This is a genomic window from Streptodolium elevatio (assembly GCF_053592165.1).
The window spans coordinates 72,696-87,390 of record NZ_JBSFVE010000030.1; the positions used below are offsets into that span (position 1 = coordinate 72,696).

Below are 14,695 nucleotides of genomic sequence, written 5' to 3' on the forward strand. Positions count from 1 at the left end.
ACCTTTGGTTGCGCATGACTCTACGTCGGGAGCCGCAGATGTGCAACCTTAGGTTGCGCGAGAGAAGAAGGGGGCTTTTGCCGTGCGCGGAGCGAGGAACCGAGGCGGGGGCGGCAGGGAAGGAAAGGCGCGGGCAGGGCCGAGGGTGGAAATAGCGGCGAGAAGCGGTGGGCGCCGACGGGGCGGGTGCGCGTGACCGAGCGGGGTGAGGTGGGGCGTGGAGCGGGGGGAGAGCGGCCCGAGGGCAGGCGCGGCAGTCGACGGGAGAGGGGAGGCCCCGCGGCCGTCGGCGGGGGCGGTGGTGGGTCGGCGGGCGCGCTGATTCAGCGCCTAGGGTTGGTTGATGCGCATCGGAGTGGATCAGCGGCGGGGGCGGCTCGGGCGGCGGCACATGTTGGCCCCCTCGCATCGTGTGGCCGGGGTGGTGGAGATCGCGGACCGGCTGGTCGGGTTGCATGCGACGGACGCCGCGACGGTGGTGTTGTCGGCGTGGGCGCGCTCGGCCGAACGGGCGGGCGTGGTGGACGCGTTGGACCAGGCGTTGTACGAAGACCGCTCGCTCCTGCGGATGCACTGCATGCGGCGCACGCTGTTCGTGGTGCCGGACGACCTCGCCCCCGCATTGCAGGTGTCCACCACGCGCGCGGTCGCCGCGCGGGAGCGGGCGAGTTTCCTGAAGCTGCTGGCGGCGACCGGAACCGGCCGGGACGCCGCCTGGCTGGCGAAGGCCGAGGACGACGCGCTGGCCGCGTTGCGCGGGTTCGGATCGGCGGCCCGCGTCAACGACGTGACCGCCGAGGTGCCCGCCCTCCAGGAGACGGTCACCCTGTCGCCGGGCAAGCCGTACGAGGCGGTGCAGCGGGTCGGGAGTTCGGTGCTGCGGCTCCTCGCGATGGACGGGCGCGTGCGGCGCGGCCGGCCGGTGGGCGGCTGGACGTCGGGGCAGTTCCGCTACGAGCCCGCCGACGCGATGCCCGAACTCGACCCGGACGACGCACGGGCGGAGGTGGTACGCCGCTGGCTCGCGACCTACGGCCCCGCCACCACCGACGACATCAAGTGGTGGACCGGCTGGCCGGTCGGCGACGTACGCCGCGCACTGGCCCGCATCGAGACGGCCGAGGTCGGGGTCGCGGAAGGCCCCGCCTGGCTGCTCGCGGACGACGCCGAGGGCGCCGACGGCGGCGCCGGCGTCGACGAACCCTGGGCCGCACTGCTGCCCAGCCTGGACCCGGCGACGATGGGGTGGAGGCACCGCGACTGGTACGTCGACCCCGAGTTGCGCCCCCAGCTCTACGACACCGCGGGCAACGGCGGCCCGACCGTGTGGTGGAACGGCGAGATCGTCGGCGCGTGGGCGCAGCGTTCCGACGGCGAGATCGTGTGGCGCCTGCTGCTGGACCGGGGCGCCGAAGCCCGCAAGGCGGTCGAGGCGGAGGCGGAGAACCTGCGGACCTGGCTCGCCGCGAGGAAGTACGTCATCCGCTATGCCACGCCCCTCACTCGGGAGTTGACGGCGTAGAAGAGGTGGAGACGCCCGCGGGCCCGCGTCCCCCGAGGACACGGGCCCGCGCGCACACGCTCACCTCAGGGGCGGCGGGCCACGACGTCGATCTCGACGAGGATGTTCATCAGGTCGGAGCCGACCGTGGTGCGGACCGGGTACGGCTCGCTGAAGTACTCGCGGTACACCGCGTCGTAGCCGGCGAAGTCGCGCTTCAGGTGCTCCAGGTGGGTCGTCACCTTCACGACATGGCTGAAGCCCAGGCCCGCTTCGGCGAGGACGGCCTTGAGGTTGTCGAGGGTCCGGCGCGTCTGCGTGGCGATGTCGTCGCCGACCGGCTGCCCCGTCTTGGGGTCGTTGGGTCCCTGGCCCGAGGTGAAGACGAAGTCACCGGTGTCGATGCCCTGGGAGTACGTGCCGCCGGGGGCGGGGGCGTCGGAGCTGCGGAGTTCCTTGCGGGGCATGTGCGTTCGCTTTCCGGAGTGGGTGTTGGAGGGGCAGGCTCAGCGGGCGACGGCGTCGTCCGCGTCGAGCAGTTGCAGCAGAGCGAGTTCGTCGCGGCGCGGCAGGCCTTCCCAGTCGCCGTGCACGGTCACCGCGAAGGCGCCGGACGCCGCCGCGGTCGCCAGGCGCGCCAGGACGTCGGCACCGGCGAGGAGTTCGGCGAGGTAGCCCGCCGCGAAGGCGTCGCCCGCGCCCACCGGGTCGACCGCGTCGACCCGGTGCACCGGGGCGTCGTACGCGACACCGTCCACCACCGCGACCGCGCCGCGCGCGCCGCGCTTGACGACGACCTGCGACGGCCCGAGCGCGGCCAGGGCGTACCCGAGTTCGAGCGGTGAGGCGCCCGGGCCACGCGGGTCGCCGAGCACGAGGCGCGCCTCCGCCTCGGTCGCGAACAGCACGTCGCAGCGCTCCACGAGGCCGCGCAGTACCGGCGCCGCGACGGCCGGAGGCCACAGCGCCTGACGGTAGTTGAGGTCGAGCGACACCGTGACGGCGCCGCCGCGGGACACGAGCGCGGCCTCGACCGTGTCGTACGCCGACTCCGACAACGCGGGCGTGATCCCGGTCAGGTGCAGCAGCCGCACCTTGTCCGCCAGCCCGGCCGGCAGGTCGTCCGGGGAAAGCCGCGAACCGGCGCTGCCCGCGCGGTAGTAGTTGACCTCGGTGGCGGCACTCGTGCGCCGCGCCTTGACCATCAGGCCGGTGGGCGCCGCGGGGTCGACCACGGCGTACGAGACGTCCACGCCCTCGCCCGCGAGCGTGCCGCGCACCAGGCGTCCGAACTCGTCGTCGCCGACGCGCCCGATCCACGCCGTCCGCACCCCGAGCCGGGTCAGGCCGACGGCGACGTTGGACTCCGCGCCGCCGATCGCCACGTCGAGCGAACGCGCGTGCCGCAGCGGGCCGATGCCCGGCGCGCACAGCAGCACCATCGTCTCGCCGAGGGTCAGGACCTCGGGCGGGCCGCCGCCGAGCGCGTTCATCTGGATCCCGTCCACATCTGGTGTCCCCCTCAGAAATAGGTGCGCAGTACGTCGACCACGCGGTACTCGTCGTCCACCACCGGGATCACCCGCCACTTGTCGAACGCCGTACACGGGTGCGAGATGCCGAGGCGCACGACCTCGCCCGGCACGAGCGCGGTGCCGCGGGTTTCGACGTACGCGTGCTGGTCGTCCAGCTTGACCACCGCCGCGTCACCCGCCGGGCGCAACACGCCGTCGGTGCCGCGGACTTCGAGGGGAATGGGCAGGTCGATGTCGAACGGGACGTCGCGGCGCCCGGCGCCCAGCACGGCCAGGCCCGGTTCGGGCGCCGACAGCACCTGCGCCCAGACCTCCAGCCCGCCGGCGAGGCGGCCCTCCTCGGGGTGCCGCCGGAACGGCGTGGCGCGGCTGTAGTAGCCGTCGTCATGGGACACGTACGCGCCGCTGCGCAGGATGACCTGCCGCCGGTCGCGCAACGGGCCGAGGACGTCGACGACCGCGTCGAACCACGCGCTGCCGCCCGCCGAGACGATCGGCAGCCGCCCCTCGGGGACCAGGTCGGCGACGGCGTCCCCGAGCGCGGCGAGGTCGCGCAGCCAGGCGGAGACGGCCTCGGTGTCGGGCAGTCCGCCTTCGTACCCGGCCGCGCCGACCACGGACAGGCCCGGTCGGGCGGCGGCCGACCGGGCCAGGTCCGCGGCCTGGGCGACCGAGCGGCAGCCGGTACGCCCGCCCGGTCGGCCCAGCTCCACGACCACGTCGAGCCGTCCGCCCGGCGCCGCGGCCACGGCCTCGGCGGCCGCCCCGACGCCTTCGGGGGAGTCGACGTAGAACACGAACTCCCAGCCCGTCGCCGATTGTTCCGCGGCCCAGCGCAGCGCCCGGCCGTCCAGCAGTTCGTTGGCGAGGAACACGCGCGGCACACCGAACGTGCGTGCGACCAGGGCCTGATTGGCGGTGGCGACGGTGATTCCCCACGCGCCCGCCGCCAGTTGGTCGGCGAAGAGCTTCGGAGCCATCGACGTCTTGCCGTGCGGCGCGAACAGCACGCCGTGCCGCCGCGTGTACGTCGACATCGTCGCGATGTTCGCGGTCAGCACGGACTGCCGTGCGACCATCACCGGGTAGGCGAACGGGCCTGAGAACAGATCGAGTTCGCCACCGCCCAGCACGTCGGCGGTGAGTCCGCCCGAGTCGGTGGCCCACAGGCCCTTGTCGAACGGGCCGAAGGATTCGGCGTCTTCCGCCGACGGTCGGCCCACCGGCTCGTCGGCCGCGTCGCGGGCGCTCATCGCGTGGCCCCCAGCACCCTGGAGACCCGCTGGGCGGCGGCCGCGACCGACGGCCCGAGTTCGCGCACGCGCGCGGCGGTGATGCGCGAAGTGAGTCCCGACACCGACAAGGCGCCGGTCACGGCGTTGTCGTGGTCGAAGATGGGTGCGGCCACGCAGCGTACCTCCGGTTCGTTCTCACGGTCGTCGACCGAGTACCCCCGGGCGCGAATGCGGGCGAGTTCGCCGCGCAGCGCCTCGGGGCCGGTCAGCGTGCGGGTGGTGATCGGCGGCAGCCCGGCGCCGATCACCAGGGACACCACGTCCTCGGGCAGCCAGGCAAGCATCGCCTTCCCGACCGCCGTGCAGTACATAGGCGCGCGGGAGCCGATGCGCGAGGCCATCCGGACCTGCGTCTCGTTCTCGACCTTGTCGATGTACACGACGTGCGGGGCGTCCGGCACGCACAGGTGCACGGTGCCGCCCCACTCGCGCATCAGCCGGTACGCCTCGTCGGACGCGACGCTGCGCAGGTCGAGGCTCGCGAGGTACGCCTGCCCGAGCGCCAGCGCCCCCGGCCCCAGCCGGAAGTGCCCGGACTCCCGGTCCCGGGCCAGGAGCTGGGTGTCCAGCAGCGGCGTCGCGAGGCGCAGCACCGTGCTCTTGGAGAGGTCCAGCGCCTCGGCGATGTGGGTGAGGGTCAGGCCGGGGGCGCCCCCGGCCTGGTCGCGCACGTATTCGAGGACGAGCAGCGCGCGCCGCAGCGACGCCGACTGGTTCCGGTCCGTCGTGGTCATCGTCCGCCCCTACCTCGGTCGCAGCGGTCGGCCGGGGGTGCGCCCGGTCAGCTCTCCGCCTGCCAGCACCGGTACGCCCGCCACCAGCACGTCCGCGATGCCGTCGGCGACCCGCCGGGCGTCGCCGTAGTCGGCGCGGTCGGCCACCGTGCGCGGGTCGACGACCGCGAGGTCGGCGGCCATGCCGGCGCGGACCAGGCCGCGGTCGGTCAGGCCGAAGCGGCGGGCCGGATGGGCGGCGAGGTGGACCGCGGCCTGCTCCCAGGTCCAGTCGCCGAGCTCGACGACGTGCCGGGCCAGCAGCCGGGCGAAGGCGCCCCAGCCGCGCGGGTGCGGGCTGCCGCCGATGTAGATGCCGTCCGAGCCGCCGATGTGGGCGGGGTGGCGCAGCAGTGCGCGGACGGACTCGTCGGAGTTGGTCGGGGGCTGGTCGAACACCGCGCTCGCCTGGAGGTCCGTGGCGATCAGCAGTTCGGCGCAGAAGGCGACGGGGCTTGCCCCGACCTTGCGGGCGGCGTCCGTGAGCCGCATGCCCTCGGACCACGCGAAGTCCTCGGCGGGCACGTGGGCCAGGGTGATGCGCGGCCACAGCTCCGGGTCCGTCTCGGCGGCGAGCCGGGCTCTCACACGCGGGTCGGTGAGGGCGTCGCGGGTGCGGTCGAGGTCGGGGTCGTCGAGCTCGCGCGGCAGCGCCACCATTGCGAGGATGCTGCATCCGCGCAGGTAGGGGTAGGCGTCGAAGGTCAGATCGATGCCGTCCGCGCGGGCATCGTCGACCATGGCCACCAGTTCGGCGGCGGGGCCGTGGTAGTGCGACACGTGAGTGGCCACGCCCGAGGCCCGGGCGACGGCCAGGAGTTCGGTCATCGCCCCGGAAGCCGCCGACTCGTAGCCGCGCATGTGGGACACGTGCGGCAGGCCGCGCCGGGCGGCGACGCGGGTGAGTGCGGCCAGCTCGGCGGTGTCGGCGTACCGGCCGGGGATGTACTCCAGCCCGGTCGAGATGCCGCACGCGCCCTCGTCCAGCGCCTGTTCGACCAGGCCGGCCATCACCGCCAGGTCGGCGGCGTCGGCCGCCCGGTCGGTCGGGCCGAGCGCGCTGTGCCGCACGGTGCCGTGCGGCACGAGGTACGCGGTGTTCAGCGCGGTGGTGCCGGTGTACGTGGCGAGCAGCTCGGCGACCGTGACCGGCCCGTCCCCGAGCCCGGGGTGGGGGCCGTTGATCGCCGCGAAGTACCGGGTGGCGAAGGCCAGCGCCGCCGCGGTCGCGGGGGCGTACGACAGGCCGTCCTGGCCGAGCACGAACGTCGTCACGCCCTGCCGCAGGGCCGCCAGTTGCACGGCCGGGTCCAGGACCGCGGCGTCGCCGTGCACGTGCGCGTCGACGAAGCCGGGGGAGACGTACCGGCCCGTGGCGTCGATCTCCGTCGCGGCCCTGGCGCCGGGCAGCGCGCCGACTGCCGCGATGCGCCCGTGGTCCACGGCGACGTCGGCGCGGAAGGCGGGGGCACCGGTGCCGTCGAGCACCCAGCCGCCGCGCAGCAGCACGTCGTACACGCACATCCTCCGAAGCGTCTGAGATCCACGCGGACCCATGATCGGTCTAGACCATTGTGCATGCGTGGAGCAATGACCAGGGACGTTACGGCCAAGAAAGCGGCGAGTGCCACATACGCAGCATCGAGTTTTGCACTGCACAACGTTCTCCAATGCGTCTTGTGGCGGCTTTCGGACCTTCCCTAACGTCCCGCAGCACCCGGCACCGGACTGCCCCGGCCTCAGGAGGAAACGTCGTGAAGATCCGCAGATGGACCATGCTCGCCCTGTCGGGCGCGGTCCTCGCCGCCGCGTCGGCGTGCGCCCCCGGCACCGCGTCCAAGTCGGACGCCAAGGACGAGCAGACCGGCACGGTCAAGGTCTGGCTGTACGACGAGGCCAACCGCGCGCCCAAGGAAAAGGTCGTCAACGAGGCCGTCGCCGAGTTCACGGCCACGCGCCCCAAGGTCAAGGTCGAGGTCAGCTACATACCCACCGACGCCGGGCCGCGCGCCGAGAAGATGAAGGGCGCGTTCAACGACCCGAACAGCGCCCCCGACGTCGTCGAGTTCGGCAACACCGACCTGTTCGGGTACGTCGCCGCGGGCGGCCTCGCCGACATCACCGCCGACCTCGCCGGCTGGTCCGAGGCCGGCGACCTGCCGCAGGACCTCAAGGACACCACCACCGTCAACGGCGCGCAGTACGGCCTGCCGTGGTGGATCGGGCTGCGCTCGCTCTACTACCGCACCGACGTCTTCACCGAGCTGGGCATCAAGGCGCCGACCACCTACGCCGAGCTCGTCGAGGCGGCCAAGAAGGCCCGCGCCGCGAAGCCCGAGATGTTCGGCATCGCGGTGGGCGGCAAGTACACGTTCGGCGCGCTGCCGTTCGTGTGGGCCTCGGGCGGCGACCTGGCGGCGCAGCAGGGCGGGGCGTACAAGTCCGTCATCGACTCGCCCGAGTCGCAGGCCGGCGTCAAGGCCTACACCGACCTGTTCGCCAAGGACATCTGCCCCGCCGAGCAGTGCGCCGACCTGACCGGCGGCAAGACCGTCGAGGCGTTCTCCGCGGGCAAGGCGGCGATGGCGATCCTGCCCAACTCGTCGCGCAGCGCCGTCGAGGCGGGCGTCCAGGGCAAGTACGCCGTCGTGCCGCTGCCGGGCCTGACCCCCGGCTCCGTCGCCCCCGCCTTCTCCGGCGGCAACGACCTCGGCGTCATGAAGTCCACCCAGCACCGCAGCCTGGCCGTCGACTTCATGAAGGTCCTGGCCGGCAAGAAGTACCAGCTCGCGATGTTCGACGCGATGGGCAACCTGCCGACGCTGGCCACCGCCCGCGCCGACGTGGTGGCCAAGGACCCGTTCCTGAAGCCCTTCATCGACACCCTGAACGCCGGCACCAAGTTCGTGCCCAAGGACGCCGCGTGGGCCAAGATCGACGCGCAGAGCATCGTCCCGACCATGCTCCAGAAGGTCGTCACCGGCAAGTCCGACGTCGCCGGGGCCACGAGCGAGGCGGCGGGCGCGATGAACGCCGCGTTCGCGGGGAAGTAGCGGACCCGCGTGCCCGCCCCCACCACGAGCCCCGCGCGGGCGGACCGGGAGAAGGACCCGGTCCGCCCGCGCGGCGCGGCCGACCCCGCACCCGCGCGCCGCCGCAAGCGGCGCCTCCCCGTCCCACTGATCCTGCTGCTGCCGACCGCCGTCGTCCTCGTCCCGCTGTTCGGCTACCCGCTGTACCAGCTCGGGCTGCTGTCGTTCATGGACTTCGGCCAGGAGCAGGCGTCCGGCGGCGTACCGGCCCGGTTCATCGGGTTCGAGAACTACACCCGGCTCTTCGGCGACGCGCTGTTCCGCGACGTGCTCGTCCAGACGATGGTGTTCGCGGCCGGCTGCGTCGTCGGCACACTCGTCGTCGGCGCCGCCCTCGCGGTGCTGCTGACCCGGGTCGGCAAGTGGCCCCGCCTCATCCTGATGTTCGCCGCCCTCGGCGCGTGGGCCGCCCCCGCGATGACCGGCTCGACGGTGTGGATGTTCCTCTTCGACACCAACCTCGGCCTGGTCAACGAAGTGCTCGGGACGGACGGCCACAACTGGATGTACGACAAGTGGCCCGCCTTCGGGCTGGTCGGCGCCGTCGTGGTCTGGCACTCGTTCCCGTTCGTCATGATCACCCTGTACGCCGGGATCCAGGCCATCCCCACCTCCGTCCTGGAGGCCGCCCGCCTCGACGGCGCGAGCACCTGGACCACGTTCCGCCGCGTCATGCTGCCGATGCTGCGGCCCATCCTGACCATCGTGGTCATCCAGTCGATCATCTGGGACTTCAAGGTCTTCACCCAGATCTACGTCATGACCAACGGCGGCGGCATCGCGGGCCAGAACCTGACCCTCAACGTCTACGCCTACCAGCAGGCCTTCGCGGGGTCCGACTACAGCTTCGGCGCGGCCATCGGCGTCGTGATGACGCTGATCCTCGTCGTCGTGACGGCGTTCTACATCCGCGCGCTGCGCCGCAACGGGGAGGAACTGTGAGCACCGACCGCCGCGTCGGCCGCCGGATCGCCAACGTCGCCGCGATCCTCGCGGCCCTGGTCGCCGCCTTCCCGCTGTACTGGATGGTGCTGTCGGCCCTCAAACCGGACGACGAGATCAACTCGGCCCACCCGCGGCCGTGGACCTGGGCGCCGACGCTGGAGAACTTCCGGCACGCACTCGGGGTCAGCGGCTTCGGCCGCTACTTCCTCAACAGCCTGCTCGTCGCGACGGTCGTGGTGGTGCTGTCGGCCGGCATCGCGTTCCTGGCCGCGGTCGCGCTGACCCGGTTCAACTTCCGGTTCCGCACCACCATCCTGGTGATGTTCCTGGTCGCGCAGATGGTGCCCATCGAGGCGCTGACCATCCCGCTGTTCTTCCTGGTCCGCGACATGGGCGAGGTCGCACCGCAGGTCGGCCTCAGCTCGCTGGGCTCGCTGATGCTGGTGCACCTGGCGTTCTCGCTGCCATTCGCGATCTGGATGCTGCGCGGCTTCGTGGCGGCCGTGCCCGACTCGCTGGAGGAGGCCGCGCGCCTCGACGGGGCCAGCCGCTTCACGATCCTGTGGCGCATCCTGTTCCCGCTGGTCGCCCCCGGCCTCGCGGCCGTCAGCGTCTTCTCGTTCATCACGGCGTGGAACGACTTCGTCTTCGCCAAGACCTTCATCATCGGCAACGAGGACAACCAGACGCTGCCGTCCGCGCTGCTGGTGTTCTTCAAGCCGGACGAGAACGACTGGGGCGGCATCATGGCCGCGTCGACGCTCATGACGCTGCCGGTTCTGGTCTTCTTCATCCTGGTGCAACGGCACCTGGTCTCCGGGCTCGGCGGCGCGGTCAAGGACTGACGTGTCCGACGAGACGTCCCGACCCACGGATTCGACCCGACGAACGGAAGCGAGGAGTGCGGTGCCCCAGACCCCCGTACCTGTCCCCCTGCCGGGACACCTGACCCGGGGCGACGGGCACTTCCTGCTGCGCGCCGACACACCGGTCGACGCCCCGGAGGCATGCGGGCCCGAAGTCGCCTGGCTGCGCGGCGCGCTCGGCGCCGCGACCGGGTGCCGGCTTCCCGAGGGCGCCGGCCACGGGCCTGACGGGACCGGCGGGATCGCGGTACGCCTCGACGATGCTCTCGGCGGAGAGGAGTACCGGCTCGACGTACGGCCCATGGGCGTGGTCGTGGCCGGCGGCGATCGCGCGGGCGTGTTCCGCGCGTTCCAGACCCTGCGGCAGCTCATGGACCCGGCGGTCTTCCGGCGCGCGCCGGTGCGCCAGGGGCCGTGGGCCGTCCCGGCCGTGTCGGTGCGGGACCGGCCCCGGTTCACGTGGCGCGGCGTACTGCTCGACGTGGTCCGGCACTTCATGCCCAAGGCCGACGTCCTGCGCTTCCTCGACCTGATGGCCGTGCACCACCTCAACGTGCTGCACCTGCACCTGACCGACGACCAGGGCTGGCGCGTCGAGGTGCCGGGCCGCCCCAGGCTGACCGAGGTCGGCGCGTGGCGCACCGAGAGCATGGTCGGCACGCGGCACACACCCCGGCACGACGGGCGCCCGCACGGCGGCTACTACACGCGCGACGACCTGCGCGAGATCGTGGCGTACGCCGAGGCGCGGCACATCACCGTCGTGCCGGAGGTCGACCTGCCGGGGCACGCGCAGGCGGTGCTCGCGGCGTACCCCGAACTCGCCGCCGGGCCCGCGCCCGACGGCGTGCGCACCGGATGGGGCATCTCGGACGCGGTGCTCGCCGCCACCGACGAGGTGCTCGCCTTCTGCCGCGAAGTCCTCGACGAGATCTGCGCGGTCTTCCCCTCCCGCTATGTCTGCGTCGGCGGCGACGAGGTGCCGCGCGGACCGTGGCGCGCCGACCCCGCTTCGATCGCCCGGGCGCGCGAACTCGGCCTGCCGGACACCGACGGGCTCCAGCGGTGGTTCACCGCACAACTCGCCGACATGCTCGCGGCACACGGCCGCGTGGTGTTCGGCTGGGACGAGATCCTCGAGGACGGCGCCCCCGACGGCGCACTGATCGGCGGCTGGCGCGGCGACCACGGCGTACGCGCCGCCGCGCAGCGCGGCTTCGACGTCGTCGCCAGCCCCGACACGTCCGTCTACCTGGACTACCGGCAGGCCGAAGGGCCCGACGAGCCGCTGCCGGTCGGGACGTTGGTGACGACCGAGACCGTCCACGCGTTCGACCCGGTCCCCGCGGACCTCACTGCCGACGAGGCCCGCCATGTCCTCGGCGGACAGGCGGCGCTGTGGGCGGAGAACCTGGACTCGGTACGCGCCGTCGACTATGCCGCCTTCCCGAGGCTGTGCGCGCTCGCCGAGGCGCTGTGGACCGAGGGGCCGCGCGACACCGCCGAGTTCGTCGCGCGCTTGGCACGCGACCACCTGCCCAGGCTCGACGCGCTGGGTGTGGAGTACCGCCCGCCCGGCGGGCCGCACCCGTGGCAGACGCGTCCGGACGCCCCGGGATTCCCCCGGGAACGCGCGGACCGGGAGGCCGAATTGGCGCGGATGACCGAACGCCTGCGCGAGAACCGCCCTCGAAAGGCCGATTCCTGACACCGGAACTACGCCGTACGGGTGGTCCTCGCGCGCGTCGCGACGCCATGGCGTGGTCCCGGCCGACGCCCGGCAGATAGTCGGTCTATCCGACTGGCAGGCAGTCGCAGGATCTCCGGGAGAGCCGCCGTGCACCTCGCCTCCATCACCCAGCGAGTACGTGGCAGACTCGCGCCGGCCGTGGCGGCCGGCGCGGCCACCGCGGTCTGCACGGGCGTTCTCGCCCTCGCCGTCCCCGGTACCGCGGCAGCGGCGCAGGGCGACAACGGCGACGTGAAGATCCACGCGACCACGACCGAGTTCGACGATCACAGCGACGAGCCCAAGGTCTGCCGGTTCTATCTGGCGGCGTTCAACTTCGACGCGCTCCAGAAGGTGTCGTGGTCGATCGACCCGCAGCCGGAGAAGAAGGGCGGAGCGCATCTCGCGGGCGAGATCACGCTGACCACCGGCACCGGCCACAGCGGACCGCTGTCGATGCCCGACGGGCAGTACAAGCTCACCTGGACCTTCCAGGGGCAGTCCGGGCAGGCCAAGCAGAAGGTCTTCAAGGTCTCGTGCGTGGTGTTCGGCAGTCCGCCCGGCGGCACGACGGGAGGTACCTCGGGAGGCTCCACGGGCGGTTCGACCGGCGGCTCGACGGGTGGGTCCACAGGAGGATCCACCGGAGGCGCGGGACACGTACCACCCATGGTGCGCGACGTATTCGGCAACCTGGTGCCGGCGGGTGGCGCCGACACCGGCTCGGGCAGTACCGCCGCAATGGCACCGGACTCGGTGCAGACCGCGACAGGTGTGGGGATCGCACTCGGCGCGATCCTACTGGGCGGGCGAATCCTGCGGCGGCATGGGCGATTCCGCCCAGACGGCCGCTGACCAGGGCGTACGGCGGTGTTTCGGGAACCCGCCGGGCGAGGCGGCGGGCGGTCGGTCTCGGGGAGACCGACCGCCGCGCAGCCGGACCCCGGTCCGCGGCGAAGGCCCCCGCGGGGGCCGCGAATCGGAGAGGAGGCCGCATCGGACTCCACACCCGGAAGTGTCACCGGTACCGGCGCGCGGCGGCGCGCCACCGCAACGGAGGACGGCAGGAAGGGAGGCACCGAGGCCATGGCGGATCGCACGCGCCGGTCCGAGTCCTCCTCCGCATCGGGCCGTTCCGGTGGTCCGGGCCGTACGAAGGGTCCGGACCGTGCGGACCGTTCCTCGCGTTCCGAGGGGCCGGACCGATCGGACCGACAGGATCGACAGGACCCACAGGACCGGGTCCGACCGGATCGTCCGGGCCGGTCCCGTAGTTCGGGCCGTGCGGGCCGTTCGGAAGCGGGCGCAGCGGACGGGGGCCGCGACGGGACGCGGCGTACACCGTCGGCTTCGCGCCGAAGAGGGACACCGGACCGGGAGAATTCCGCGAACGAGGCAGGTGCGCGCTCGGGAGACGCATCCGGCCGTGGCCGCCGAACCGTTCGCCAGGGTGGCTCGCAGACACCCGGCGAGCGGCGGCCGGCCGCGGATGGCGGGAGAGCCGCGCGTACCGGCCGACGAGGCGAACGCCCGGCCGACGCGCCACGGCGGCGCACGGTCTCGCGGGCCGAAGGTCCGCGGCGGAAACCGGGAGGTGACGCGGGCCGGCCGTCAGGACGAGACGCGGGCCGGGACGTGGCGCGGGAAGCACCCCAGGAAGCACGGCAGGAAGCACGGCAGGAAGCACGACCGGAAACACGACGCGACACGCGACGGGAAAACGGTCCACGCGCCGCGGAAGGCGGCCGGCCGGCATCGGGAGCCGACGGGCGGCGCCTACCCGCGGCGCCGGACCGCCGTCGCCCGCGCCCCGGACCGCTGTCGTCCGAACCGGGCGGCTCCACCGGATCCGCCGGACGCACCGGTCGGGCGAACCGCGCCCGACGCGACCCCACGGCGTTTCAACTCACCCGGCGAGGACGGCTTTTGACCGTGGCAACCGTCCTCGGCGCGGTGCTCACCGGCATCGTCGTCGCCAACGAGGGCCTGGGCACGGGAGGCGGACCGCCGCAGCCGGCCGCCGCCGCGGGCCCCGGCCTCACGTCCGCCCCGCCCAAGCCCACACCGCCGCCTCAGCCGGACCCGGTGGTCCCGGGACCGGCGGCGAAGGCGTCCGCGGCAGCGGCACTGCAGGCGGCTCCCGTTCCCGCCGCGGCACCGGTCCCCGGGACGCCGGGCGCACCTGGCGCTCCCGATGCGGCCGCGTCGGCGTCGCCGAGCGCGCACCCGCCGATGCCCGCGTCGCCGCCCATGCTCGTGGAGATCCGCAGTATCGGCGTCCAGGCGAAGCTGACGCGGGTCGGGCTCACCGACAAGGGCTGGGTCGACGCGCCCACCGACAAGGACCGCAACCTCGCGGCGTGGTACGACGGTTCGTCCACGCCGGGTGCGGAGGGCACGTCGGTGATCGTCGGGCACGTCGACGTGCCGAGCGGCCCGGCGGTGTTCTACGACCTCGGCACGCTGCGCAAGGGATCGGTGATCCGGGTCCCGCGCGAGGACGGCACGACCGCGGTCTTCACCGTCTACGGCGTGCAGGTGTTCGGGAAGAAGGACTTCCCGGTGGACCGGGTGTACGGCGGAACGGGCGTCCCCGAACTGCGCGTCATCACGTGCGGCGGCAAGTACGACAAGAAGAACGGCTACTCCGGCAACGTCGTCGTCTTCGCCCGCCTCACCGCCCAGGAGTAGAACCCGAGGCGGGAGCCGTACAGGCGTCCACGTCTTGGGGTCACGCACAGTCGGCCCGCTCGCACGAACTCGCCGGACCGGCACCGCTGTCCCGCTGTGCTGTCCCGCTGTGCTGTCCCGCTGTGCTGTCCCGCTGTGTTGCCTGGTTGCGCTGTCTCGCGGTTGCAGAACTGGACCTAGTAGTGCTTTGTTAGCTCGGTCTGGGTTTGCGGTGGGCGGTGGGGCGTCTGCAGGTGGGGCAGGTGCCGTGCCAGGTGGCGAGGAGTTG

The 14,695-nt window shown here is 73.0% G+C and carries 12 protein-coding genes; 7 read left to right on the plus strand and 5 right to left on the minus strand.

The window, feature by feature from the left end:
• Positions 1-343: 343 nt before the first annotated feature.
• Positions 344-1,522 (plus strand): winged helix DNA-binding domain-containing protein, encoded by a 1,179-nt coding sequence (locus ACWD12_RS36385; RefSeq protein ID WP_450103173.1) that lies wholly within the window; start codon positions 344-346, stop codon positions 1,520-1,522.
• 65 nt (positions 1,523-1,587) lie between these two features.
• On the opposite strand, the gene ACWD12_RS36390 is transcribed toward ACWD12_RS36385, so the two are convergent.
• Genes ACWD12_RS36390 through ACWD12_RS36410 form a run of 5 tightly spaced genes read right to left on the minus strand, consistent with a single transcriptional unit; the run spans position 1,588 to position 6,628 of the window.
• Positions 1,588-1,968: a RidA family protein gene (locus tag ACWD12_RS36390; protein WP_450103174.1), complete on the minus strand. Its 381-nt coding sequence runs from the start codon at positions 1,966-1,968 to the stop codon at positions 1,588-1,590.
• Positions 1,969-2,007: 39 nt separating this feature from the next.
• On the minus strand, positions 2,008-3,009 hold the full coding sequence (locus tag ACWD12_RS36395; protein ID WP_450103175.1) for a sugar kinase: 1,002 nt from the start codon (positions 3,007-3,009) through the stop codon (positions 2,008-2,010).
• Between the two features lie 14 nt (positions 3,010-3,023).
• The gene (locus ACWD12_RS36400; protein WP_450103176.1) at positions 3,024-4,289 is read right to left on the minus strand and encodes an alanine racemase; all 1,266 of its coding nucleotides are present in this window, start codon (positions 4,287-4,289) and stop codon (positions 3,024-3,026) included.
• On the minus strand, positions 4,286-5,065 hold the full coding sequence (locus tag ACWD12_RS36405) for an IclR family transcriptional regulator (RefSeq protein ID WP_450103177.1): 780 nt from the start codon (positions 5,063-5,065) through the stop codon (positions 4,286-4,288). Before ACWD12_RS36405 ends, ACWD12_RS36400 begins: the two co-directional genes overlap by 4 nt.
• 9 nt (positions 5,066-5,074) lie before the next feature.
• Complete coding sequence (locus ACWD12_RS36410) at positions 5,075-6,628, minus strand: N-acyl-D-amino-acid deacylase family protein (RefSeq protein WP_450103178.1); 1,554 nt, start codon at positions 6,626-6,628, stop codon at positions 5,075-5,077.
• A gap of 251 nt (positions 6,629-6,879) precedes the next feature.
• On the opposite strand from ACWD12_RS36410, the gene ACWD12_RS36415 reads away from it, so the two are divergent.
• The 6 genes from ACWD12_RS36415 (at position 6,880) to ACWD12_RS36440 (ending at position 14,427) form a co-directional block, all read left to right on the plus strand.
• Positions 6,880-8,157, plus strand: a complete 1,278-nt coding sequence (locus ACWD12_RS36415) for an extracellular solute-binding protein (RefSeq protein ID WP_358364755.1) — start codon at positions 6,880-6,882, stop codon at positions 8,155-8,157.
• 9 nt (positions 8,158-8,166) lie between these two features.
• On the plus strand, positions 8,167-9,138 hold the full coding sequence (locus tag ACWD12_RS36420; RefSeq protein WP_450103179.1) for a carbohydrate ABC transporter permease: 972 nt from the start codon (positions 8,167-8,169) through the stop codon (positions 9,136-9,138).
• Positions 9,135-9,986, plus strand: coding sequence for a carbohydrate ABC transporter permease (locus ACWD12_RS36425; protein WP_450103180.1), 852 nt, complete (start codon positions 9,135-9,137; stop codon positions 9,984-9,986). Before ACWD12_RS36420 ends, ACWD12_RS36425 begins: the two co-directional genes overlap by 4 nt.
• Before the next feature lie 61 nt (positions 9,987-10,047).
• Positions 10,048-11,715 (plus strand): beta-N-acetylhexosaminidase, encoded by a 1,668-nt coding sequence (locus ACWD12_RS36430; RefSeq protein WP_450103181.1) that lies wholly within the window; start codon positions 10,048-10,050, stop codon positions 11,713-11,715.
• 129 nt (positions 11,716-11,844) lie between these two features.
• A complete protein-coding gene (locus ACWD12_RS36435) occupies positions 11,845-12,591 on the plus strand; it encodes a hypothetical protein (protein ID WP_450103182.1) in 747 nt (248 codons plus the stop codon).
• Positions 12,592-13,668: 1,077 nt separating this feature from the next.
• Positions 13,669-14,427, plus strand: a complete 759-nt coding sequence (locus ACWD12_RS36440) for a class F sortase (protein ID WP_450103186.1) — start codon at positions 13,669-13,671, stop codon at positions 14,425-14,427.
• The last annotated feature ends 268 nt before the right edge of the window (positions 14,428-14,695 follow it).

Bases quoted from the DNA above. Each gene is read 5' to 3' on its own strand.
- ACWD12_RS36385 (WP_450103173.1), top strand. From the start codon at position 344: ATGCGCATCGGAGTGGATCAGCGGCGGGGGCGGCTCGGGCGGCGGCAC.
- ACWD12_RS36390 (WP_450103174.1), bottom strand. From the start codon at position 1,968: ATGCCCCGCAAGGAACTCCGCAGCTCCGACGCCCCCGCCCCCGGCGGC.
- ACWD12_RS36400 (WP_450103176.1), bottom strand. From the start codon at position 4,289: ATGAGCGCCCGCGACGCGGCCGACGAGCCGGTGGGCCGACCGTCGGCG.
- ACWD12_RS36405 (WP_450103177.1), bottom strand. From the start codon at position 5,065: ATGACCACGACGGACCGGAACCAGTCGGCGTCGCTGCGGCGCGCGCTG.
- ACWD12_RS36410 (WP_450103178.1), bottom strand. From the start codon at position 6,628: ATGTGCGTGTACGACGTGCTGCTGCGCGGCGGCTGGGTGCTCGACGGC.
- ACWD12_RS36415 (WP_358364755.1), top strand. From the start codon at position 6,880: ATGCTCGCCCTGTCGGGCGCGGTCCTCGCCGCCGCGTCGGCGTGCGCC.